Below are 22,249 nucleotides of genomic sequence, written 5' to 3' on the forward strand. Positions count from 1 at the left end.
TTCCGTTTAACTGACGGTCAGCCAAGCGAGAGAGCACGATGACCCAAGCCGCCCTGATGTCTTCTGTCCCCGAGCCGGGACATATGCCGTCCGCCGAACAGGCTGGCCGGCTTGGACTTGAGCAGGCGTTTTCGCTGTTCAGCCAGATGTCCAGCCAGTTGACCGACTCCTACAGCCTGCTGGAAGCGCGGGTTACCGAGCTCAAGGGTGAGTTGGCGGTAGTCAGTGCCCAACGCATGCAGGAGTTGGCGGAAAAAGAACGCCTGGCCAACCGGCTGCAGAACCTGCTCGACCTCCTGCCCGGCGGCGTCATTGTCATCGATGCCCACGGCTTTGTGCGCGAAGCCAACCCGGCGGCGTGCGAGCTGCTTGGCCTGCCTCTGGAAGGCCAGCTCTGGCGGCACGTCATCGCTCGCTGCTTCGCGCCCCGCGAAGACGACGGCCACGAAGTTTCCCTGAAGGATGGTCGACGGTTGTCCATTTCGACCCGTTCGCTGGATGCCGAGCCCGGACAGTTGGTGCTGCTCAACGACCTGACCGAAACCCGTCACTTGCAGGACCAATTGGCCCGCCACGAGCGTCTGTCTTCCCTTGGGCGGATGGTCGCGTCGCTGGCCCATCAGATCCGTACGCCGCTGTCTGCCGCGTTGCTGTACGCCAGTCATCTGACCGAGCAGCAACTGCCGATGGAAACCCAGCAGCGCTTTGCCGGCCGCTTGAAGGAGCGCTTGCATGAGCTGGAACACCAGGTGCGCGACATGCTGGTGTTCGCCCGTGGCGAGTTGCCGCTGACCGACCGTGTCGCGCCCAAGGTGCTGCTGCAGTCTTTGCAGGCCGCAGCATTGACCCATGTGCAGGGCGTGTCGATCCGCTGGCAGTGCGACAGCCATGCGGGCGAGGTGCTGTGCAACCGTGACACGCTGGTGGGCGCGGTATTAAATCTTATTGAAAACGCGATTCAGGCCAGTGACGTTGATGTCCGTCTGAAAGTGCACCTGTATACCCGCGACAACACCTTGCGCCTGTGTGTCAGCGACAGCGGCAGCGGTATCGAGCCGTCCGTGCTGGCACGTCTGGGCGAGCCATTTTTTACCACCAAGACCACTGGAACTGGCCTGGGCCTGACCGTGGTCAAGGCGGTGGCGCGTGCCCATCAGGGCGAATTGCGGCTGCGCTCGCGGCTGGGGCGCGGTACGTGCGCGACGGTGTGCTTGCCGCTGTTCTCCAGCGCGCAAGGGGTGGAGTGAGCAAATGGCGACCAAGGTTCTACTGGTTGAAGATGATCGCGCGCTACGCGAAGCACTCGCCGATACGTTGCTGTTGGCCGGGCATGATTATGCCGCTGTCGGTTCGGCGGAAGAGGCATTGCTCGCAGTGGCCCGTGAGCCATTCAGCCTGGTGGTCAGCGACGTCAATATGCCGGGCATGGACGGCCATCAATTGCTCGGCCTGCTGCGCGCACGCCAGCCGCAACTGCCAGTCCTGTTGATGACCGCCCACGGCGCCGTCGAGCGGGCGGTGGATGCCATGCGCCAAGGGGCGGCGGATTATCTGGTCAAGCCGTTCGAGCCCAAGGCGCTGTTGGACCTGGTGGCTCGCCATGCCTTGGGCAGCCCCGCTGTCGAGGGCGAGGGGCCGGTGGCCATCGAGCCGGCCAGTGCACAGTTGCTGGAGTTGGCCGCGCGGGTAGCTCGCAGCGACTCAACCGTGCTGATTTCCGGCGAGTCCGGCACGGGTAAGGAAGTCCTGGCCCGCTATATCCATCAGCAATCCCGGCGCGCCAGCGAACCGTTCATTGCCATCAACTGCGCGGCGATTCCCGACAACATGCTCGAGGCGACGCTGTTCGGCCACGAGAAAGGTTCGTTTACCGGCGCTATCGCGGCCCAGCCTGGCAAGTTCGAGCAGGCTGATGGCGGCACCATTCTGCTGGATGAAATTTCCGAGATGCCGCTGGGCCTGCAAGCCAAGCTGCTGCGCGTATTGCAGGAGCGGGAAGTGGAGCGGGTTGGCGCGCGCAAGCCCATCAGTCTGGACATTCGCGTGGTGGCGACGACCAACCGTGACCTGGCCGGGGAAGTAGCGGCGGGGCGCTTTCGTGAAGACCTTTATTACCGACTGTCGGTTTTTCCGCTGGCCTGGCGTCCACTTCGTGAGCGCACCGCCGATATCCTGCCGCTGGCCGAGCGCCTGCTGGCCAAACACGTCAATAAAATGAAGCACGCGGCGGCGCGGTTGTCCGCCGAGGCGCAGGCCTGTCTGATCGCCTATCCCTGGCCGGGCAATGTCCGTGAACTGGACAACGCCATCCAGCGGGCGCTGATCCTGCAGCAGGGCGGCTTGATCCAGCCGGAAGATTTCTGCCTGGCCGGCCCGGTGGCCTGCGCGCCTTTGCCGGTGTTGCAGTCCGCCCCGGCGCAGATTCCTCCCGGGGAAGTGATGGGGGAAACCGCGGGCGCCCTGGAAGATGACCTGCGCCGTCGCGAATTCCAGATGATCATCGACACCTTGCGCGCCGAACGCGGCCGACGCAAGGAGGCGGCTGAGCGCCTCGGTATCAGCCCGCGGACCCTGCGCTACAAACTGGCGCAGATGCGTGATGCCGGGATGGATGTAGAGGCTTATCTCTTCGCCAGTTAAACCATTAAACAAACCCTGTGGGAGCGAGCCTGCTCGCGAAGACAATGGTCCTCGCGACGCGGGCGCCGGCTGACACACCGCTATCGCGAGCAGGCTCGCTCCCACAGGAGCCTGGAAGGATCCGCGCGCGCATTTGTTTCCGACGGCCACGGAGCTGGCACCCTTGTTGCTAATACCTATGTACCCGCTGAGTAAGTGTCAAAAAAATGCGGGCCGCCAGAGAGAATAGATCATGAGCCAAGGTATTGAATTTAATCGGTTGATGCTGGACATGCGCTCCATGCAGATGGACGCCATGGCCCAGCCTAAATCGGTCGCGGTGCCCCAAGTGGCCGGCAGCAGCTTTTCCGACATGCTCGGTCAGGCCGTCAATAAAGTGAACGATACCCAGCAGGCTTCGAACCAGTTGGCCAGTGCTTTCGAGATTGGCAAAAGTGGCGTCGACCTGACGGACGTAATGATCTCTTCGCAGAAAGCCAGTGTCTCGTTTCAGGCGTTGACCCAGGTACGCAACAAGCTGGTTCAAGCCTATCAAGACATCATGCAGATGCCGGTCTAAGGAAACTATTGAGTCATGGCAGAAGCAGCCGTTGATAACGTTCCAGCCAAGACCACTCCGGTAGACGGCAAACCGCCGTTGTTCGGTCTGTCTTTCCTGGAAAACCTCTCCGAGATGACCATGCTGCGTCAGGTTGGCCTGTTGGTCGGCCTGGCTGCCAGTGTGGCGATTGGTTTTGCCGTGGTTCTCTGGTCCCAGCAGCCGGACTACCGTCCGCTGTACGGCAGCCTGGAGGGCATGGATGCCAAACAAGTCATGGAAACCCTGGCTTCCGCCGACATCCCTTATACCGTCGAACCCAATTCCGGCGCCTTGCTGGTCAAGGCCGACGACGTCGCGCGCGCACGCCTCAAGCTCGCCGCCGCTGGCGTGACACCGACCGATGGCAACATCGGATTCGAGATCCTCGACAAGGACCAGGGCCTGGGCACCAGCCAGTTCATGGAAGCGACTCGTTATCGTCGCGGCCTGGAGGGCGAATTGGCGCGGACCATTTCCAGCCTCAACAACGTCAAGGGTGCCCGCGTGCACCTGGCGATTCCGAAAAGCTCGGTCTTCGTGCGCGATGAGCGCAAGCCGAGTGCCTCGGTACTGGTCGAACTGTATTCCGGCCGCTCGCTTGAGCCAGGCCAGGTCGTTGCCATTATCAACCTGGTGGCGACCAGCGTTCCTGAGTTGAGCAAGTCGCAGATCACCGTGGTCGACCAGAAGGGCAACCTGTTGTCCGACCAGGCGGAAAACTCCGAGCTGACCATGGCCGGCAAGCAATACGATTACAGCCGCCGCATGGAAGGCATGTTTACCCAGCGGGTGCACAACATCCTGCAACCGATCCTCGGCAACGGGCGCTACAAGGCCGAAGTCTCGGCGGACGTGGACTTCAGCGCCGTCGAATCGACTTCCGAGCAGTTCAACCCGGATCAACCGGCGTTGCGCAGCGAGCAGTCGGTGAACGAACAACGTACCGCCAGCAATGGCCCGCAAGGTGTACCGGGTGCCCTGAGCAACCAGCCACCAGCGCCGGCCAGCGCGCCGCAAACCACCGGTGGCGCTACCGCCGCCGCAGGCATGGTGCAGCCAGGCCAGCCGCTGATCGACGCCAATGGCCAGCAGATCATGGACCCGGCCACCGGCCAGCCGATGCTCGCGCCGTACCCGGCCGACAAGCGTCAGCAATCGACCAAGAACTTCGAGCTCGACCGTTCCATCAGCCACACCAAGCAGCAGCAGGGCCGTTTGAATCGCCTGTCGGTCGCAGTGGTTGTGGACGATCAGGTCAAGGTCAACCCGGCCAACGGCGAAACCAGCCGCGCGCCATGGAGCGCCGACGAATTGGCGCGCTTCACTCGGCTGGTGCAGGACGCCGTCGGTTTCGACGCCAGCCGTGGCGACAGCGTCAGCGTGATCAACGTACCGTTCTCCCTGGAGCGCGGTGAAGAAATCGCCGACATCCCGTTTTATTCGCAACCCTGGTTCTGGGATGTGGTCAAGCAGGTATTGGGTGTGTTGTTCATCCTGATACTGGTATTTGGTGTGCTGCGTCCGGTGCTCAACAACATCACCGGTGGCGGCAAGAACAAGCAGCTGGCAGGCTTGGGCGATGTAGAGCTGGGAGGCATGGGCGGCCTGGATGGCGAATTGGCCAACGATCGCGTCAGCCTCGGCGGGCCGCAGAGCATTCTGCTGCCAAGCCCGAGCGAAGGCTATGACGCTCAGTTGAACGCCATCAAGAGTCTGGTGGCAGAGGATCCGGGTCGTGTGGCCCAGGTCGTGAAAGAGTGGATTAACGCAGATGAGTGATAATCGAGCCGCTGTTGCCAAATTGTCCCGGGTCGACAAAGCCGCGATCCTGCTGCTGTCCCTGGGTTCGACGGACGCCGCCCAGGTGCTGCGCCACATGGGACCGAAAGAGGTCCAGCGCGTCGGCGTGGCCATGGCGCAGATGGGCAATGTGCACCGCGAGCAGGTCGAGCAGGTGATGAGCGAGTTCGTCGACATCGTCGGCGATCAGACCAGCCTGGGCGTCGGTTCCGACGACTACGTGCGCAAGATGCTCACCCAGGCCCTGGGCGAGGACAAGGCCAACGGCCTGATCGACCGGATCCTGCTGGGTGGCAACACCAGCGGCCTGGACAGCCTGAAATGGATGGAGCCGCGCGCGGTCGCCGACGTGATCCGTTACGAGCACCCGCAGATCCAGGCGATCGTCGTTGCATACCTCGATCCGGACCAGGCCGGTGAGGTGCTCGGCAACTTCGACCACAAAGTGCGCCTCGACATCATCCTGCGGGTTTCGTCGTTGAACACCGTGCAGCCGGCGGCCCTGAAAGAATTGAACCAGATTCTCGAGAAGCAGTTCTCGGGCAACTCCAATGCTTCGCGCACCACCCTGGGCGGTATCAAGCGCGCGGCGGACATCATGAACTTCCTCGACAGTTCGATCGAAGGTCAACTGATGGACTCGATCCGCGAAGTCGACGAAGACCTGTCCGGTCAGATCGAAGACCTCATGTTCGTGTTCAACAACCTGGCCGATGTCGACGACCGCGGTATTCAGGCACTGTTGCGCGAAGTGTCCTCCGATGTGCTGGTGCTGGCCCTCAAGGGCTCGGACGAAGGCGTCAAGGAGAAGATCTTCAAGAACATGTCCAAACGGGCGGCCGAACTGTTGCGCGACGACCTCGAGGCCAAGGGCCCGGTGCGCGTCAGCGATGTGGAAACCGCACAGAAGGAAATCCTCACCATCGCCCGCCGTATGGCCGAAGCCGGAGAAATCGTGCTCGGTGGCAAGGGCGGCGAAGAGATGATCTAAGGACGTTATGTCTGCCAAGAGCGATGATTCACCCAGCGACCTGATCCGCGCCCGCGACGTCGGTGGTTTCGACGTCTGGTCGCTGCCCAGCTTCGATCCCCATGTGCCCGAGCCTGAGCCAGAACCGGTGGAAGAGTTGCCGGAAATGGAAGAGGTGCCGCTGGAGGAAGTCCAGCCGCTGACCCTCGAAGAAGTCGAGAGCATTCGCCAGGAGGCCTACAACGAAGGCTTCGCCATCGGCGAAAAGGAAGGCTTCCACAGCACCACGATCAAGGTCCGCCAGGAAGCCGACGTGGCGCTGACGGCCAAGCTGCGGGCGCTGGAATCGCTGATGCTGAACCTGTTCGAGCCCATCGCCGAGCAGGACACCCAGATCGAGAAGTCCCTGGTCGGGCTGGTGCAGCACATCACTCGACAAGTGATCCAGCGCGAGCTGGCCATCGATTCGAGCCAGATCGAGCATGTCATGCGCGAGGCCCTCAAGCTTCTGCCCTTGGGCGTCGGAAATGTGCGGCTATACATCAATCCGCAGGACTTCGAGCTGGTCAAGGCCTTGCGCGAGCGTCACGAGGAAAGCTGGCGCATCGTCGAGGACGAGACCTTGCTGCCCGGCGGTTGCCGGGTGGAAACCGAGCACAGCCGCATAGATGCGACAATCGAAACACGCATCAGCCAGGTCATGGCCAAGCTGTTCGACCAATTGCACGAGCAGGCCCTGCATCCGGCTCCGGCCGATTTGAGCCTGGAGTTGCCGGACGAACCCGAGACCGCCGTCATCGTCGATCCGGACGCGGCCGAACTGACTGCTCTGGAAGTGGACGGCCGTAATGCGCCTTGACCGAACCAGCTTCGGCAAGCGCCTGGGCAGCTACGCCGAGGCCACTGAACTGGCCGGCCAGCCAATCCTGGAAGGGCGCCTGTTGCGTATGGTCGGCCTGACCCTCGAAGCGGAAGGCCTGCGCGCCGCCATGGGCAGCCGTTGCATGGTGATCAACGATGACAGTTATCACCCGGTGCAGGTCGAAGCCGAAGTGATGGGCTTCTCCGGCAGCAAAGTATTTCTGATGCCGGTGGGCAGTGTCGCCGGAATAGCCCCTGGTGCCCGCGTGGTTCCGCTGGCCGATACCGGTCGGCTGCCCATGGGCATGAGCATGCTCGGCCGAGTGCTGGACGGGGCCGGGCGGGCCCTGGACGGCAAGGGCGGCATGAAGGCCGAGGATTGGGTGCCGATGGACGGCCCGACAATCAACCCGCTCAAGCGTGACCCGATCAGCGTGCCGCTGGACGTGGGCATCCGTTGTATCAACGGGTTGTTGACGGTCGGTCGCGGTCAGCGCCTGGGCCTGTTCGCCGGTACCGGTGTGGGCAAGAGTGTGTTGCTGGGCATGATGACCCGCTTTACCGAAGCCGACATCATCGTGGTGGGGCTGATCGGCGAGCGGGGCCGCGAGGTGAAGGAATTCATCGAGCACATTCTCGGCGAAGAAGGGCTCAAGCGTTCCGTGGTGGTGGCGTCGCCGGCGGACGATGCGCCGTTGATGCGCCTGCGGGCCGCGATGTATTGCACGCGCATCGCCGAGTATTTTCGCGACAAGGGCAAGAACGTCCTGTTGCTGATGGATTCGCTGACCCGTTTCGCCCAGGCCCAGCGGGAAATCGCCCTGGCCATCGGCGAGCCGCCGGCCACCAAGGGTTATCCGCCTTCGGTGTTTGCCAAGTTGCCGAAACTGGTGGAACGGGCCGGTAACGCGGAGAAGGGCGGCGGTTCCATCACCGCTTTTTATACCGTGCTGTCCGAGGGTGACGATCAGCAAGACCCGATCGCCGACTCGGCCCGAGGCGTACTCGACGGCCACATCGTGCTGTCCCGGCGCCTGGCCGAAGAAGGGCATTACCCCGCCATCGATATCGAAGCATCGATCAGCCGGGTCATGCCGTCGGTCATCAGCGCCGAGCACATGAAGCGCGCCCAGCAATTCAAGCAATACTGGTCACGTTACCAGCAGAGTCGCGACCTGATCAGCGTGGGCGCCTACGTGCCTGGCGGTGATCGTGAAACCGACATGGCCATCAATCTTTATCCGGCCATGGCGGTCTACCTGCGCCAAGGCTTGAACGACAACATCGGTATGGCCGCCAGCGAAGCGCACCTGCAAACCATCTTCGCCCCCGTCGCGGGCGGATAACCGCCTATGGCCACGAGTCGTGCGGCGCGCCTGGCGCCGGTGGTGGACATGGCGGAAAAAGCCGAAAAGACCGCCGTTCAGCGGCTGGCTTATTTCCAGGGGCAAGTGGCCGTTGCCGAAAGCAAGCTGGCCGACCTGGAGAATTTTCGCCTCGAATATCAGGAGCAGTGGATCGCCCGCGGCAGCCATGGCGTTTCCGGGCAATGGCTGTTGGGCTACCAGGGGTTCCTCGCACAGCTGGGCACCGCGATCGATCAGCAGCGCCAAAGCCTCGTCTGGCACCAGAACAACCTGGAAAAGGCTCGCCAGAGCTGGCAGGAAGCCTTCGCCCGGGTCGAAGGGCTACGCAAACTTGTACAGCGCTATATCGATGAGGCTCGTCAGCTGGAAGACAAGCGCGAGCAGAAGTTGCTTGATGAACTGTCTCAGCGTCTGCCGCGCCATGATCCGTATTGATCATGAAAGCGGAATTCTGTCGGTTGGAGGGTTTGATTCCTTGCTCAGACCTCTACCTGATGCTACACCTTGTACACATATGTCCACGACAAGGAAGTGAATATGTCTGTCGTAACTGAAGTGTCCCCAGATGGACAAAAGCTGACGATCTCGATCAAAGGTCGATTCGATTTTGGCCGGCATCAGGAGTTTCGTGAGTCTTACGAAAAGCTCAATACGAAGCCTGAGTCCATCGTGGTGGATTTGAAAGAAGCCACCTACCTCGACAGCTCTGCCTTGGGCATGCTCCTGCTGTTGCGCGATCATGCCGGTGGCGACGAGTCGGATATCCGAGTGGTCAACAGCAGCAGCGACGTCAAGAAAATCCTCGCGATTTCCAATTTCGACAAGTTGTTCGATATCAGTTGATTACCATGCAATCGTCGCCGGAGCCGCTGACGATCCTGATTGCCGAAGACAGTGCCGCCGACCGACTGCTGTTGTCGACCATCGTCCGCCGTCAAGGCCATCAGGTGCTCACCGCAGCGGATGGCGCCGAGGCGGTCGAAGTCTACCGGGAGCAGCGTCCGCACCTGGTGCTGATGGACGCGATGATGCCCGTCATGGATGGCTTCGAGGCCGCGCAGCAGATCAAGCAACTGGCCGGGGACCAACTGGTTCCGATCATTTTCCTCACCTCGTTGACCGAAAGCGAAGGGTTGGCCCGTTGCCTGGAGGCTGGTGGCGATGATTTCCTCGCCAAGCCCTATAACCAGGTGATCCTGGCCGCCAAGATCAAGGCCATGGACCGCTTGCGTCGGTTGCAGGCCACGGTGGTCGAGCAGCGTGACCAGATCGCCCGGCACCACGACTACCTGCTTAACGAGCAGCGGGTTGCCAAGGCGGTGTTCGACAAGATCGCCCACTCCGGTTGCCTGAGCGCGCCGAATATCCGTTACCTGCAATCGCCCTATGCCTTGTTCAACGGCGATCTGCTGCTGGCCGCCTTCAACCCGGCTGGTGACATGCACATCCTTCTTGGGGATTTTACCGGCCACGGCTTGCCGGCGGCGGTCGGGGCGATGCCACTGGCTGAAGTGTTCTACGGGATGACCGCGAAAGGCTACGGCCTGGCGCAGATCCTGCGAGAAATGAATGCCAAGCTCAAGCGCATCCTGCCAGTGGACATGTTCTGTTGCGCAACGCTGCTGTGCCTGAGCTTCCAGCGCTGCACCGTCGAAGTCTGGAACGGCGGGATGCCCGATGGTTACCTGCATGACAGCCTCAGTGGCGTGCGTACGCCGTTGCCGGCGCGGCACTTGCCGTTGGGCGTGCTCACGCCGCAACTGTTTGATGATCGCACTGAAGTGCATCCGATGTCGGTGGGTGACCGCGTATTCCTGTTGTCTGACGGCGTCATCGAAGCCAGCGACCGCGATGATCAGCCGTTTGGCGTGGAAAGGTTGCAGCAGGTGTTTGCGGCCAGCCGCGAGCCCGATCGACTGTTCGAAGATATCCAGCAGGCCCTCGGTGATTTTCGCGGCGAGGCCCGCGACGACTTCAGCATGGTCGAGGTGCGGCTGGTCGCGCCGACGCAACTCAGCCCGCCACCACCGGTCTATTCCGATAGCGGCCAGTCGAGTCCGCTGGATTGGTCGGTGAGCTTCGAGTTCCGTGCGCAGACGCTCAAGCGCTTCAACCCGATGCCTTACCTGTTGCAGTTATTGCTTGAGGTCCATGGGCTCAGGGGTCAGAGTGGCGCCTTGTACAGTGTCCTGACAGAGCTTTATTCCAATGCGCTGGAACACGGCGTACTGGGGCTCGATTCGAGTCTCAAGCGTGATGCGGCGGGGTTTGCCCGCTATTATACGGAGCGCGGCATCCGTCTGGATGAGCTGGACAGCGGCCATATCCGCATGCATCTCCACGTGACTCCCCAAGGGGAGGGTGGGCGCCTGGTCATTGAGGTCGAGGACAGCGGCCAGGGGTTCGATGTCAGCCGTGTGCTGGCCCGGCCTGTGGATCGTGACCGGTTGTCCGGGCGCGGTGTGAGCCTGGTGCGCCAGCTATGCCACGAGGCCAGTTGGTCCGACGATGGTCGTAGTGCGCGCGTGGAGTTTTTCTGGGAGGCTCTGGCATAATCGGGGTCATTCTTGATCAAGGAGCGAACAAGTGAGCGAGATTCATCTGGATCGGGACGTGCTCAGCACGTTGAAGGAAGTCATGGAGGAAGGGTATCCGGAATTGCTGGATACGTTCCTCAACGATTCCGAGGCACGCCTGCGTGTGTTGCTTGAGGCCAGGGACGCGGAGCAATTGAGCGCCACCGCCCACAGTTTCAAGGGCAGTAGCAGCAATATGGGCGCCATCCGCCTGGCTGAACTGTGCGGCGAGCTGGAGCAACGCGCCAAGCAGCCCTCGCTGGGTGGAATCGAGAAACTGGTCAGCGAGATCAACAGCGAATTTACCTACGTTCGAAAGCTTTGCAAGGAAGAGCGCGAAGGCTTTCACTGTTAAAAAGGTTGTTGTTCGGCGCGTTGGCCCATCCCTTGCATTGTCCTGTCTCGACTGCATCAAAGATCCCAGTGCAGCGGAGACCATTTCATGCCCGTTACGCCTAATACACTCCTTCAGGCCGTTACCCAGGCCAAGCCGCAGGCCACCGTCAATCCGTTGGCAGCTGGCCCGGACGCCGGGAATAAAGCCTCCAGTTTCGCCCAGGTCTTCGCCAAGCAGGCCCCCGTCAAACCCTCGACGGCCCTTGAACCGGCGATTAAGCCGGTGCGCGACAAGGTCTCCGACAACACCGTCAAAAAGGATGCAGGCAGCGACACGGCTGCCGCTCCTGAGCCGGCGGTTGCCGATAGCGGCAAAGCCTTGCCCGCCGACAAGCCGGCCACGGCCGACGACAAGCCCATGCAGGACGATAGCGATACGGCCGAGACGCCTGTAGCCGACGCCGCCCCAGTCGATCCGACACTCGACCCGGCCTTGCTTCCCGGGGTAATCGTGCCTGAAGTCGTTGCCGAGGCGATGCCCGCGCCTGTGGTTGATGCAACCGAGGCGCCAGTCGTCGCGGCAGTCGCGGCGCCCGTGGTGGCTTCGGCCACGCCGGCTACGCCGGCACCGGTGACCGATCCGGAATTCGACCCACAGGCCGATCCGCTCGACGCCTTGCCGGCGTTGCGACTGGCGATGGAGCAGAGCGGCCATGTGTCCGCTTCCAGCCAGGCGCAGCCCAAGGCAACGGCGCCGGCGTCCGTCGATGGCGAATCGACGTCGGCCCAGACCTTCACGGCCGGCATGGCGAGCATGCTCAATGTACAGGCCGATCAGGACAGTACCAGTGCCGGCAGCCAGGGCGGTGAGAAGGCGTTCAGCGGCTTGCTCAACGAAGGCCTCAAGGATCTGACCGCAGCCTCCAGCGACACGCGGGTAGATGATTTCGCCAACCGCCTGGCGGCATTGACCCAGGCGGCTACGCCAAAAACCGCCAACGCGGTCCCGGTCAACCAGCCCATCGCCATGAACCAGAGCGGCTGGACCGAAGAAGTGGTCAACCGGGTGATGTACCTGTCGAGCGTCAATCTCAAGGCGGCTGATATCCAACTGCAGCCGGCCGAGCTCGGGCGCTTGGATATTCGCGTGAACATGGTCCCCGACCAGCAGACCCAGGTCACGTTCATGAGCGCCCATTCCGGCGTCCGTGAAGCCCTCGAAGGCCAGATGCATCGCCTGCGCGACAGCTTTGCCCAGCAGGGTATGGGCCAGGTCGACGTCAGCGTGTCGGATCAGTCGCGTGGCTCCCAGGGTCAGGAACAGCAAGCCCAGCAGCAGGCCCAGGCTGGTCGCACGAGCTCTTCCTCTGGCGGCCGAGTGGATTCGGTGGACGAAGAGTTGCCGGCCAGCGTTGCCGAAGTGGCGGCCAACACCACCAGCGTCATCGGCACCAGCGCGGTCGACTACTACGCCTGATCCAACGCGGTATTTCCCCTGTGGGAGCGAGCCTGCTCGCGAAAGCGCACTGTCACCCACCCTTGCGGGGCTGACCCGGCGCCATCGCGAGCAGGCTCGCTCCCACATTGGTTTATGCGGTACTGAAGAGCGCAAGCGACCATCATCCTTAGCCCTGACACACTTCTGGCATAACACTTGCTCCAGCCAAGCCGTGCAACAGTGAAACCCCCGATTAGCGACGGATTATTGGCATGGCGAAGAGTGAAGCAGCAGCTGTAAAAGACCCCGCAACCAAAGGCAAACTCAAGCTGATCATCATGATCGTGGTGGGTTTGCTCCTGGCGATGGGTGTTTCCGTGGGGGCGACCTGGTATTTCATGCACAGCGCTCAGAGCAAGCCGGCAGAAGTGGTGGAAACCGCGCCGGTGGGCAAGCAACCGGCGATTTTCGAGCCGATGGCTCCCGCATTTGTGGCCAACTACACCCAGAACGGTCGCCAGCGCTACATGCAGGTGAGCATCACCCTGCTGGGCCGCAACCAGGCTGACCTGGAAGCGCTGCGGGTGCACATGCCGCTGATTCGCAATAACCTGGTGATGCTGTTCTCCGGACAGAGTTTCGACACCCTGGCCACTCCGGTCGGCCAGGAAATGCTGCGTCAGAAAGCCACGGCCAGCGTTCAGGAAGTGGCTCAGAAAGAGCTTGGCAAAGTGGTGATCGAACAGTTGCTCTTCACTAACTTCGTATTGCAGTAGGAACACGACATGGCCGTGCAGGACTTGTTGTCCCAGGACGAAATCGACGCGCTGTTGCATGGTGTCGACGACGGCCTGGTGCAGACCGAAAACGCTGCTGAACCGGGCAGCGTCAAAAGCTACGACCTGACCAGCCAGGATCGCATCGTTCGCGGACGCATGCCGACCCTGGAAATGATCAACGAGCGTTTTGCCCGTTACACCCGCATCAGCATGTTCAACATGCTGCGCCGTTCGGCCGACGTGGCCGTCGGTGGCGTGCAGGTGATGAAATTCGGCGAATACGTGCACTCGCTGTACGTACCCACCAGCCTCAACCTGGTGAAGATCAAGCCGTTGCGCGGCACTGCGCTGTTCATCCTCGACGCCAAGCTGGTGTTCAAGCTGGTGGATAACTTCTTCGGCGGTGACGGCCGTCACGCCAAGATCGAAGGCCGCGAATTCACGCCGACCGAGCTGCGCGTCGTGCGCATGGTGCTGGAGCAGGCTTTCATCGATTTGAAGGAAGCCTGGCAAGCGATCATGGAAGTCAACTTCGAGTACATCAACTCGGAAGTGAACCCGGCCATGGCCAACATCGTCGGTCCGAGCGAAGCCATTGTCGTGTCGACTTTCCACATCGAACTCGACGGTGGCGGCGGCGACCTGCACGTGACCATGCCGTACTCGATGATCGAGCCGGTGCGCGAAATGCTCGACGCCGGTTTCCAGTCGGACCTCGACGACCAGGACGAGCGCTGGATCAATGCGTTGCGCCAGGACGTGCTGGATGTCGACGTGCCGATCGGCGCGACGGTTGCCCGGCGCCAGCTGCGCCTGCGGGACATCCTGCATATGCAGCCGGGGGACATCATCCCCGTCGAGATGCCGGAAGACATGATCATGCGCGCCAATGGCGTGCCGGCCTTCAAGGTCAAGATGGGCTCTCACAAAGGCAACCTCGCGTTGCAAGTGATCGAGCCGATCGAACGCCGCTGAGTGCTGTCAATCGCTTAAGTTTGTAACGGATTTCTAGTTTTTTACCGATTCTTGCCCGCCGAGGAAACATGATGGCTGACGATATGAATACCCAGGATGACCAGGCGCTGGCCGACGAATGGGCTGCGGCCCTGGAAGAAACCGGCGACGCCGGGCAGGCCGATATCGATGCGCTGCTGGCCGCCGATACCGGCAACCACGCTTCCAATCGAATGCAGATGGAAGAGTTTGGCAGCGTGCCGAAAAGCAATGAGCAAGTCACCCTCGACGGGCCGAACCTGGACGTGATTCTCGACATCCCGGTGTCGATTTCCATGGAAGTGGGCAGCACCGACATCAACATCCGCAACCTGTTGCAGCTCAACCAGGGCTCGGTGATCGAGCTGGATCGCCTGGCCGGTGAACCGCTGGACGTACTGGTCAACGGTACCCTGATCGCCCATGGCGAAGTGGTGGTGGTCAACGAGAAGTTCGGCATTCGCCTGACGGACGTGATCAGCCCGAGCGAACGCATCAAGAAGCTGCGCTGAATGAAAGGCTTTCTCGCCGCAGCCTTGATGCTGCCGTTCAGCGTGCTGGCGGCCGAGCCCGCGGCCACGGCGGCGGTTGCGCCGGCAAGTGGCGGCAGCATGGCCGGGCAATTGGCGCAGTTGGTGCTGGGCCTGCTCGTGGTGCTCGGGTTGATTTTTTTCCTCGCGTGGATGCTGCGGCGCGTGCAACAGGCGGGGCCTGCCGGCAAAGGCCAGGTCATCGACATCATCAGTTCCCGCGCGCTCGGCCCGCGGGATCGGCTGGTGCTGGTGCAAGTTGGCAACGAGCAGATCCTGCTCGGCCTGAGCCCTGGCACGATCACCGCTTTGCACGTTCTCAAGGAGCCGGTCCAGGTGCCCGCCACCGAGCAGGCCACCCCCGAATTTGCCCAGCGGCTCATGGAACTGCTGGGTAAAGATCAGAAGGATAAAAAGTAATGCCGTTGCGCATTCTGTTGGCGCTGGCCCTGTTGCTGGCTGCACCGTTGGCGTTTGCCGCCGACCCGTTGTCGATTCCGGCGATCACGTTGGGCACCAACGCCGAAGGGGCTCAGGAGTATTCGGTCAGCCTGCAGATCCTGCTGATCATGACCGCGCTGAGTTTCATCCCGGCGTTCGTCATGCTGATGACCAGTTTCACCCGGATCATCATTGTCTTTTCGATCCTGCGCCAGGCCCTGGGTTTGCAGCAGACGCCGTCGAACCAGATCCTCACGGGCATGGCGTTGTTCCTGACCATGTTCATCATGGCGCCAGTCTTCGACCGGGTGAACCGTGATGCGCTGCAACCCTACCTGGCCGAAACCCTCAGCGCCCAGGACGCGGTGGCCAGGGCCCAGGTGCCGATAAAGGATTTCATGCTCGCCCAGACTCGCAGCAGCGACCTGGAGCTGTTCATGCGCCTGTCCAAGCGCACCGACATCGCCAGCCCCGACCAGGCCCCATTGACCATCCTGGTGCCAGCGTTCGTGACGTCCGAGCTGAAAACGGCGTTCCAGATCGGTTTCATGATCTTCATCCCGTTCCTGATCATCGACCTGGTGGTCGCCAGTATCCTCATGGCGATGGGTATGATGATGCTGTCGCCGCTGATCATTTCATTGCCGTTCAAGATCATGCTGTTCGTGCTGGTGGATGGCTGGGCCTTGATCATCGGTACGCTGGCGGGCAGTTTCGGCGGTGTTTAGACCACTTGCGCGGGTAGCACGATATGACGCCTGAAGTAGCGGTAGACCTGTTCCGCGAAGCACTCTGGCTGACCACCATGATGGTTGCCATCCTGGTGATTCCGAGCCTGCTGGTGGGCTTGCTGGTGGCGATGTTCCAGGCCGCCACGCAGATCAACGAACAGACCCTGAGCTTCCTGCCGCGCCTGCTGGTGATGCTGGTGACGCTGATCGTCGCCGGTCCGTGGCTGGTGCAAACCTTCATGGAATACATCCTGCAGCTGTACGGCAGTATTCCCCAGTTGATCGGCTGACCCGATGTCGATGCTCGAACTGACGGACACCCAGATCAGCAGCTGGGTGGCGTCATTTATCCTGCCGCTGTTTCGCGTCACCGCCGTGCTGATGAGCATGCCGGTCTTCGGCACGACCCTGGTGCCAGGCCGTGTGCGCCTGTACCTGGCCGTGGCAATCACCGTGGTCATCGCGCCCGGACTGCCGCCGATGCCGCCGGTCAATGCCCTTGACCTCAGTGCGCTGATGCTGGTGGCCGAGCAGATCCTCATTGGTGTCCTGCTGGGGTTTTCACTGCAGCTGTTCTTCCAGGCGTTTGTGGTGGCCGGGCAAATTATTTCGATCCAGATGGGCATGGCGTTCGCCTCCATGATCGACCCCACCAACGGCGTCAACACCGCGGTTATCGGGCAGTTCCTGACGATGCTGGTGACATTGCTGTTCCTCGCCATGAACGGGCATCTGGTAGTGTTTGAAGTGCTCACCGAGAGCTTCACCACAATGCCGGTGGGCAGTGCGATGCTGGTCAATCATTTCTGGGACATCGCCGGCAAGCTCGGCTGGGTCCTGGGGGCGGCGATGCTGCTGGTATTGCCAGCCATTACCGCGCTGCTGGTGGTCAACATCGCTTTTGGCGTGATGACCCGCGCGGCGCCGCAACTGAACATTTTTTCCATCGGCTTCCCCCTCACGCTGGTGCTGGGCATGGTGATCTTCTGGGTCAGCCTGGGGGATATTCTCAACCAGTATCAGCCGTTGGCCACCCAGGCCTTGCAGCTGCTACGCGACATGGCACAGGCGCGCTGAACCATGGCTGAGAGCGAAAGCGGTCAGGACAAGACAGAAGACCCCACGGAGAAACGCACCAGGGAGTCCCGCGAGAAGGGTGAAATCGCCCGCTCCAAGGAGCTCAACACCCTGGCGATCATGCTCGCCGGCGCTGGCGGCTTACTGATCTATGGCGGCGGGCTGGCGCTGGAACTGCTGGAAATCATGCGCCTGAATTTTTCCTTGCCTCGGGAAGTATTGCTGACCCCTGGCGCCATGACGCAGTACCTGCTGCATTCGGGCAAGATCGCGCTTCTGGCGATTCAGCCCGTGCTGATTTTTTTATTGTTGGCGGCATTCATCGGCCCGATTTCCCTGGGTGGATGGCTCTTCGCCGCCGGCAGCCTGGCACCCAAGTTCAGCCGGATGAACCCGGCCGCCGGCATCAAGCGCATGTTTTCCACCACGGCGCTGGTGGAGCTGCTCAAGGCTTTCGGCAAGTTCCTGCTGGTCCTGTCCGTCGCGTTGGTGGTGCTGGAGGGCGACATCGACGATCTGCTGCGCATCGCCCATCAACCGCTGGAACAGGCCATCATTCATAGCGTGCAGCTGGTGGGATGGAGCACGTTGTGGATGTCTTGCGGCCTGATCCTGATCGCTGCCATCGATGTGCCGATCCAGCTCTATCAGAGCAAGCAGAAGCTGATGATGACCAAGCAGGAAGTGCGCGACGAGCACAAGGACGCGGAGGGCAAGCCGGAGGTCAAGCAGCGGATTCGCCAATTGCAGCGCGAGGTCTCCCAGCGGCGCATGATGGCGGCGATTCCCGATGCCGACGTGGTCATCACCAACCCGACCCACTATGCGGTGGCGCTCAAATACGATCCTGAAAAAGGCAATGCGCCGGTGCTGCTGGCCAAGGGTAGTGATTTCCTGGCGTTGAAGATCCGCGAAATCGCCGTTGCCAACGAAGTGATGCTGCTCGAATCGCCGGCGCTGGCGCGCTCGATCTACTACTCCACCGAACTCGATCAGGAAATTCCCGGAGGTCTGTACCTGGCTGTGGCCCAGGTGCTGGCCTACGTCTACCAGATCCGCCAGCACCGCGCCGGCAAGGGCAAGCGTCCCGAACCGCTCAAGGACCTGCCGATCCCGCCGGATTTGCGGCGCGATTCCTAATTCAGCCGATGCTATTCCCTTAGGGCATCGACAAACCCGTGGCGAGGGAGCTTGCTCCCGCTGGGCCGCGAAGCGGCCCCAAAACCCGCCAGATGCGGGGCATCAGACACGCCGCACCCGCCGGGCTGCGACTGCTTCGCAGCCGAGCGGGAGCAAGCTCCCTCGCCACGGGTACCCTTTCTTCTCAAGTGAACCGTATTACCCTGTGGGAGCGAGCCTGCTCGCGAATGCGCCGATCCAGTCGATACAGGCGCCGACTGACAAACCGCTTTCGCGAGCGGGCTCGCTCCCACAGGGTTGAAGTCGCTTGGCCTTTCTATTTCAAGCTTTTGCAAAGTTGGAAAGCTTCTTGCAATACCCCGTCTGCGCCCCCTCCGGGCGTCAAAAGTTTGCTTCACAGGAACGGGGAATATTGGTGGATCGCTCTCAGTTATTCAGCACCGCACGCAGCAACGTAGCCGACCTCAGCCGGGGGAATCTGGGTGTGCCGCTGTTGCTGCTGGTCATGCTCGCCATGATGATGCTGCCGATACCGCCGTTCCTGCTCGACGTGTTCTTCACGTTCAACATTGCGCTGTCCATCGTGGTACTGCTGGTTTGCGTATACGCTCTGCGGCCGCTGGATTTCGCGGTGTTTCCAACCATCCTGCTGGTCGCCACGCTGATGCGCCTGGCGCTGAACGTGGCGTCCACTCGCGTGGTCATGCTCCACGGCCAGGACGGCCACGCTGCCGCCGGTAAGGTGATCCAGGCCTTCGGTGAAGTGGTGATCGGCGGTAACTACGTGGTCGGTATCGTGGTTTTCGCCATCCTGATGATCATCAACTTCGTCGTGGTGACCAAGGGTGCCGGGCGGATTTCCGAGGTGAGCGCGCGTTTCACCCTCGATGCGATGCCCGGCAAGCAGATGGCGATCGACGCCGACCTCAACGCCGGCCTGATCGATCAGAACCAGGCCAAGGCTCGTCGTCTTGACGTGGCTCAGGAGGCCGAGTTCTACGGTTCCATGGACGGTGCGAGCAAGTTCGTGCGTGGCGACGCCATCGCCGGCCTGCTGATTCTGTTCATCAACCTCATCGGCGGGATGGCCGTCGGTATCTTCCAGCACGGTATGACGTTCGGTGATGCTGGCAGGGTTTACGCCTTGCTGACCATCGGTGACGGTTTGGTGGCGCAATTGCCATCACTGTTGTTATCCACAGCTGCCGCGATCATGGTGACCCGTGCTTCGGGCTCCGAAGACATGGGCAAGCAGATCAATCGCCAGATGTTCGCTTCGCCCAAGGCCCTGGCCGTGGCGGCCGGCCTGATGGCGGTGATGGGTATCGTGCCGGGCATGCCCCACGTGTCGTTCCTGAGCATGGCTGCCCTGGCTGCTGGTGGCGCCTACCTGTTCTGGAAAAAGCAGAACGGGCAAAAGGTCCAGGCGCTGGAAGAGGTCAAGCGTCAGCAGGAACTGCTGCCATCGCCGGCGCGGGCCATGGAAACCAAGGAGTTGGGTTGGGACGATGTGACGCCGATCGACATGATCGGCCTGGAAGTCGGCTACCGCCTCATCCCACTGGTCGACCGCAACCAGGGTGGTCAACTGCTGGCCCGGATCAAGGGCGTGCGCAAGAAGCTGTCCCAGGACCTGGGCTTCCTGATGCCCACCGTGCATATCCGCGACAATCTCGATCTGGCCCCGAGCGCCTATCGCCTGACGCTCATGGGCGTGATCCTGGCCGAAGCCGAGATCTATCCTGACCGCGAGCTGGCGATCAACCCAGGACAGGTCTACGGTTCGCTTAACGGTATTACCGCCAAGGATCCGGCTTTCGGCCTGGAAGCGGTGTGGATCGAAATCAGCCAGCGGGCCCAGGCGCAATCGCTCGGTTATACCGTGGTAGACGCCAGCACCGTGGTGGCGACCCACTTGAACCAGATTTTGTACAAGCACTCCAGCGAGCTGATCGGCCATGAGGAAGTCCAGCAATTGCTGCAAGTACTGGCCAAAGGCTCGCCAAAACTGGCCGAGGAGCTGGTGCCGGGCGTGGTGTCGCTGTCGCAGTTGCTCAAGGTGTTGCAGGCGCTGTTGGCCGAACAGGTCCCGGTGCGCGACATTCGCAGTATCGCCGAAGCCATCGCCAACAACGCTTCGAAGAGTCAAGATACCGCCGCGTTGGTCGCTGCGGTGCGAGTCGGCGTATCCCGCGCAATCGTCCAAAGCATTGTAGGCACTGAGTCTGAGCTGCCTGTGATCACTCTGGAGCCAAGGTTGGAACAGATATTGCTCAATAGTCTGCAGAAGGCAGGACAAGGCTCGGAAGAGGGTGTTCTGCTGGAGCCAAGCATGGCCGAGAAGCTGCAGCGTTCGTTGATCGAAGCAGCCCAGCGGCAAGAGATGCAAGGCCAACCGGTGATCCTGCTGGTGGCCGGTCCGATTCGCGCGATGCTCTCGCGATTCGGTCGCCTCGCGGTCCCGGGGCTGCATGTGCTGGCTTACCAGGAAATACCGGACAACAAGCAAGTGACCATCGTTGCGACAGTAGGGCCCAACGGCTGAGGTAGTGGTTTATGCAAGTGAAGCGTTTTTTTGCCGCCGATATGCGTCAGGCCATGAAGCTGGTACGTGACGAGCTGGGCGCTGAAGCAGCCATCATCGGTAATCGCCGGATCGCCGGCGGTGTCGAGCTGACGGCTGCCCTGGATTACAAATTGTCGGCGCTGGCCCCACGGGTTCCGAACATGGAGCTTGAGGATGAGCTGCGCAAGACCCAGTCGCGCATCGCCAGCGCCCAGGCCGAACTGAGCCTGCGCAGCAGCGAAGGCGAAGGCAGCGCGGGGACCAATCGTCAATTGTTCGCCGGCCAGCCACTGACGGCCGGCCTGCCGCTGACCGCTGCCGAACCGCTGATCGAGCCAGCCCAGGCCGAGCCGCGTCGTCCGGTACCGGCGCCAGCCGCGCCAGCCGCGGGTGTCGACCCACGTGCCCTGGACTCGATGCGCTTTGAACTCAACAGCCTGCGTGAGCTGATGGAAGTCCAGCTTGGCTCGTTGGCCTGGAACCAGCTGCAAGGCAGCCGTCCGGCCCAGGCCAACCTGTGGCGTCGCCTGCAACGCATCGGCTTGTCCGGCCCGTTGTCCCGCGACCTGCTGGCACTGATCAACGATATCGAAGAGCCTCGCCAGGCCTGGCGCATGCTGTTGGCGCACCTGGCGCGGATGATCGCCACGCCGGAAGTCGAGCCGCTGGAAGAGGGCGGGGTGATTGCCATGGTCGGCCCGGCCGGCATGGGCAAGACCACCACCCTGGCCAAGCTCGCCGCCCGTTATGTACTCAAGTACGGCGCCCAGAGCATCGCCCTGGTGAGCATGGACAGTTTCCGCATCGGCGCCCAGGAGCAACTCAAGACCCTGGGCCGGATCCTCAATGTGTCGGTGACCCATGTGGATCCGGGCCAATCGCTGGCCCAGGCGCTGGAACCACTGCTGCGCAAGCGCGTCGTGCTGATCGACACCGCCGGCCTGCAAGCCAGCGATCCGGCCCTGCGCATGCAGTTGGAAAGCCTGGCCGGGCGTGGCATCAAGTCAAAAAATTATCTCGTGTTGGCAACCACCAGCCAGAAACAGGTTCTAACCGCCGCATACCACAGCTACAAACGCTGCGGGCTGGCCGGCTGCATCCTGACCAAGCTGGACGAAACGGCAAGCCTGGGCGAGGTGTTGAGCCTGGCGATCGGTCATGAACTACCGGTGGCCTACCTGACCGACGGGCCGCGGATCCCGGATGATTTGCATCTGCCGCGCCGTCATCAACTGGTCAGTCGTGCCGTGAGTGTGCAAATGCAGGAAGAACCCAGCGACGAAGCCATGGCTGACATGTTCGCTGACATCTACCACAGCCCGACCAAGCAGGTCGGCTGAGGTAATCATGAATATTTTTTGTACCTACATCGATGGTCTGCCATGCATTGTTCCGTATGCGAACGCGCAGCCAGTAATGTGGCC

General features: G+C 61.7%; 22 protein-coding genes. All 22 read left to right on the forward strand.

From position 1 onward, the window contains the following. Window positions 1-38 precede the first annotated feature (38 nt). The 22 genes from J3P94_RS08420 (at window position 39) to flhF (ending at window position 22,165) form a co-directional block, all read left to right on the forward strand. Window positions 39-1,247, forward strand: a complete 1,209-nt coding sequence (locus tag J3P94_RS08420) for a sensor histidine kinase (RefSeq protein WP_434572625.1) — start codon at window positions 39-41, stop codon at window positions 1,245-1,247. Between the two features lie 4 nt (window positions 1,248-1,251). Beyond that, window positions 1,252-2,640: a sigma-54-dependent response regulator transcription factor FleR gene (gene fleR / locus J3P94_RS08425; protein WP_305499601.1), complete on the forward strand. Its 1,389-nt coding sequence runs from the start codon at window positions 1,252-1,254 to the stop codon at window positions 2,638-2,640. A gap of 232 nt (window positions 2,641-2,872) precedes the next feature. Then, on the forward strand, window positions 2,873-3,199 hold the full coding sequence (gene fliE / locus J3P94_RS08430; RefSeq protein ID WP_305499603.1) for a flagellar hook-basal body complex protein FliE: 327 nt from the start codon (window positions 2,873-2,875) through the stop codon (window positions 3,197-3,199). A 15-nt stretch (window positions 3,200-3,214) separates the two neighbouring features. Next, window positions 3,215-4,999 (forward strand): flagellar basal-body MS-ring/collar protein FliF, encoded by a 1,785-nt coding sequence (gene fliF, locus J3P94_RS08435; RefSeq protein ID WP_434572626.1) that lies wholly within the window; start codon window positions 3,215-3,217, stop codon window positions 4,997-4,999. Continuing rightward, window positions 4,992-6,011, forward strand: a complete 1,020-nt coding sequence (gene fliG / locus J3P94_RS08440) for a flagellar motor switch protein FliG (protein WP_007958288.1) — start codon at window positions 4,992-4,994, stop codon at window positions 6,009-6,011. The genes fliF and fliG overlap by 8 nt, the downstream gene beginning before the upstream one ends. 7 nt (window positions 6,012-6,018) lie before the next feature. Beyond that, window positions 6,019-6,849 carry a flagellar assembly protein FliH gene (fliH, locus tag J3P94_RS08445; protein WP_434572628.1) on the forward strand — a complete coding sequence of 277 codons (831 nt, stop codon included), beginning with the start codon at window positions 6,019-6,021 and terminating at the stop codon, window positions 6,847-6,849. Beyond that, entirely contained in the window at window positions 6,839-8,197 is a 1,359-nt protein-coding gene (fliI, locus tag J3P94_RS08450) for a flagellar protein export ATPase FliI (RefSeq protein WP_434572630.1), read from the forward strand. Before fliH ends, fliI begins: the two co-directional genes overlap by 11 nt. Window positions 8,198-8,203: 6 nt before the next feature. After that, the gene (gene fliJ / locus J3P94_RS08455; RefSeq protein ID WP_198797723.1) at window positions 8,204-8,653 is read left to right on the forward strand and encodes a flagellar export protein FliJ; all 450 of its coding nucleotides are present in this window, start codon (window positions 8,204-8,206) and stop codon (window positions 8,651-8,653) included. 102 nt (window positions 8,654-8,755) lie between these two features. Continuing rightward, a complete protein-coding gene (locus J3P94_RS08460; protein ID WP_258648063.1) occupies window positions 8,756-9,061 on the forward strand; it encodes an STAS domain-containing protein in 306 nt (101 codons plus the stop codon). Window positions 9,062-9,066: 5 nt separating this feature from the next. After that, window positions 9,067-10,773, forward strand: a complete 1,707-nt coding sequence (locus tag J3P94_RS08465; protein WP_434572632.1) for an ATP-binding SpoIIE family protein phosphatase — start codon at window positions 9,067-9,069, stop codon at window positions 10,771-10,773. A 31-nt stretch (window positions 10,774-10,804) separates the two neighbouring features. Continuing rightward, window positions 10,805-11,149 (forward strand): Hpt domain-containing protein, encoded by a 345-nt coding sequence (locus tag J3P94_RS08470; RefSeq protein ID WP_434572634.1) that lies wholly within the window; start codon window positions 10,805-10,807, stop codon window positions 11,147-11,149. Between the two features lie 87 nt (window positions 11,150-11,236). Beyond that, window positions 11,237-12,607: a flagellar hook-length control protein FliK gene (locus tag J3P94_RS08475; RefSeq protein ID WP_434572636.1), complete on the forward strand. Its 1,371-nt coding sequence runs from the start codon at window positions 11,237-11,239 to the stop codon at window positions 12,605-12,607. A gap of 233 nt (window positions 12,608-12,840) precedes the next feature. Next, window positions 12,841-13,344: a flagellar basal body-associated protein FliL gene (fliL, locus tag J3P94_RS08480; RefSeq protein ID WP_434572638.1), complete on the forward strand. Its 504-nt coding sequence runs from the start codon at window positions 12,841-12,843 to the stop codon at window positions 13,342-13,344. Window positions 13,345-13,353: 9 nt separating this feature from the next. Next, the gene (fliM, locus tag J3P94_RS08485; RefSeq protein WP_053120288.1) at window positions 13,354-14,322 is read left to right on the forward strand and encodes a flagellar motor switch protein FliM; all 969 of its coding nucleotides are present in this window, start codon (window positions 13,354-13,356) and stop codon (window positions 14,320-14,322) included. Window positions 14,323-14,393: 71 nt separating this feature from the next. Then, window positions 14,394-14,852, forward strand: a complete 459-nt coding sequence (gene fliN, locus J3P94_RS08490) for a flagellar motor switch protein FliN (protein WP_305499620.1) — start codon at window positions 14,394-14,396, stop codon at window positions 14,850-14,852. Beyond that, window positions 14,853-15,290, forward strand: a complete 438-nt coding sequence (gene fliO / locus J3P94_RS08495) for a flagellar biosynthetic protein FliO (protein WP_305499621.1) — start codon at window positions 14,853-14,855, stop codon at window positions 15,288-15,290. Further along, complete coding sequence (gene fliP, locus J3P94_RS08500) at window positions 15,290-16,039, forward strand: flagellar type III secretion system pore protein FliP (protein WP_434572641.1); 750 nt, start codon at window positions 15,290-15,292, stop codon at window positions 16,037-16,039. Before fliO ends, fliP begins: the two co-directional genes overlap by 1 nt. Window positions 16,040-16,062: 23 nt before the next feature. Continuing rightward, the gene (gene fliQ, locus J3P94_RS08505) at window positions 16,063-16,332 is read left to right on the forward strand and encodes a flagellar biosynthesis protein FliQ (protein ID WP_003184009.1); all 270 of its coding nucleotides are present in this window, start codon (window positions 16,063-16,065) and stop codon (window positions 16,330-16,332) included. A 10-nt stretch (window positions 16,333-16,342) separates the two neighbouring features. Beyond that, the gene (gene fliR / locus J3P94_RS08510) at window positions 16,343-17,119 is read left to right on the forward strand and encodes a flagellar biosynthetic protein FliR (RefSeq protein ID WP_370871115.1); all 777 of its coding nucleotides are present in this window, start codon (window positions 16,343-16,345) and stop codon (window positions 17,117-17,119) included. A gap of 3 nt (window positions 17,120-17,122) precedes the next feature. After that, on the forward strand, window positions 17,123-18,259 hold the full coding sequence (gene flhB / locus J3P94_RS08515; RefSeq protein ID WP_434572644.1) for a flagellar biosynthesis protein FlhB: 1,137 nt from the start codon (window positions 17,123-17,125) through the stop codon (window positions 18,257-18,259). Window positions 18,260-18,674: 415 nt separating this feature from the next. Next, complete coding sequence (gene flhA, locus J3P94_RS08520; RefSeq protein WP_434572646.1) at window positions 18,675-20,804, forward strand: flagellar biosynthesis protein FlhA; 2,130 nt, start codon at window positions 18,675-18,677, stop codon at window positions 20,802-20,804. An 11-nt stretch (window positions 20,805-20,815) separates the two neighbouring features. Beyond that, the gene (gene flhF, locus J3P94_RS08525) at window positions 20,816-22,165 is read left to right on the forward strand and encodes a flagellar biosynthesis protein FlhF (protein WP_434572648.1); all 1,350 of its coding nucleotides are present in this window, start codon (window positions 20,816-20,818) and stop codon (window positions 22,163-22,165) included. Window positions 22,166-22,249: the final 84 nt, after the last annotated feature.

The organism is Pseudomonas sp. Z3-8 (assembly GCF_051131975.1).
Taxonomy (GTDB): Bacteria; Pseudomonadota; Gammaproteobacteria; order Pseudomonadales; family Pseudomonadaceae; genus Aquipseudomonas.

Excerpts from the sequence above, each read along its gene's own strand:
- J3P94_RS08420 (WP_434572625.1), top strand. The coding sequence starts at position 39 with ATGACCCAAGCCGCCCTGATGTCTTCTGTCCCCGAGCCGGGACATATG.
- fleR (WP_305499601.1), top strand. The coding sequence starts at position 1,252 with ATGGCGACCAAGGTTCTACTGGTTGAAGATGATCGCGCGCTACGCGAA.
- fliE (WP_305499603.1), top strand. The coding sequence starts at position 2,873 with ATGAGCCAAGGTATTGAATTTAATCGGTTGATGCTGGACATGCGCTCC.
- fliF (WP_434572626.1), top strand. The coding sequence starts at position 3,215 with ATGGCAGAAGCAGCCGTTGATAACGTTCCAGCCAAGACCACTCCGGTA.
- fliG (WP_007958288.1), top strand. The coding sequence starts at position 4,992 with ATGAGTGATAATCGAGCCGCTGTTGCCAAATTGTCCCGGGTCGACAAA.
- fliH (WP_434572628.1), top strand. The coding sequence starts at position 6,019 with ATGTCTGCCAAGAGCGATGATTCACCCAGCGACCTGATCCGCGCCCGC.
- fliI (WP_434572630.1), top strand. The coding sequence starts at position 6,839 with ATGCGCCTTGACCGAACCAGCTTCGGCAAGCGCCTGGGCAGCTACGCC.
- fliJ (WP_198797723.1), top strand. The coding sequence starts at position 8,204 with ATGGCCACGAGTCGTGCGGCGCGCCTGGCGCCGGTGGTGGACATGGCG.
- J3P94_RS08460 (WP_258648063.1), top strand. The coding sequence starts at position 8,756 with ATGTCTGTCGTAACTGAAGTGTCCCCAGATGGACAAAAGCTGACGATC.
- J3P94_RS08465 (WP_434572632.1), top strand. The coding sequence starts at position 9,067 with ATGCAATCGTCGCCGGAGCCGCTGACGATCCTGATTGCCGAAGACAGT.
- J3P94_RS08475 (WP_434572636.1), top strand. The coding sequence starts at position 11,237 with ATGCCCGTTACGCCTAATACACTCCTTCAGGCCGTTACCCAGGCCAAG.
- fliL (WP_434572638.1), top strand. The coding sequence starts at position 12,841 with ATGGCGAAGAGTGAAGCAGCAGCTGTAAAAGACCCCGCAACCAAAGGC.
- fliM (WP_053120288.1), top strand. The coding sequence starts at position 13,354 with ATGGCCGTGCAGGACTTGTTGTCCCAGGACGAAATCGACGCGCTGTTG.
- fliN (WP_305499620.1), top strand. The coding sequence starts at position 14,394 with ATGGCTGACGATATGAATACCCAGGATGACCAGGCGCTGGCCGACGAA.
- fliO (WP_305499621.1), top strand. The coding sequence starts at position 14,853 with ATGAAAGGCTTTCTCGCCGCAGCCTTGATGCTGCCGTTCAGCGTGCTG.
- fliP (WP_434572641.1), top strand. The coding sequence starts at position 15,290 with ATGCCGTTGCGCATTCTGTTGGCGCTGGCCCTGTTGCTGGCTGCACCG.
- fliQ (WP_003184009.1), top strand. The coding sequence starts at position 16,063 with ATGACGCCTGAAGTAGCGGTAGACCTGTTCCGCGAAGCACTCTGGCTG.
- fliR (WP_370871115.1), top strand. The coding sequence starts at position 16,343 with ATGCTCGAACTGACGGACACCCAGATCAGCAGCTGGGTGGCGTCATTT.
- flhB (WP_434572644.1), top strand. The coding sequence starts at position 17,123 with ATGGCTGAGAGCGAAAGCGGTCAGGACAAGACAGAAGACCCCACGGAG.
- flhF (WP_434572648.1), top strand. The coding sequence starts at position 20,816 with ATGCAAGTGAAGCGTTTTTTTGCCGCCGATATGCGTCAGGCCATGAAG.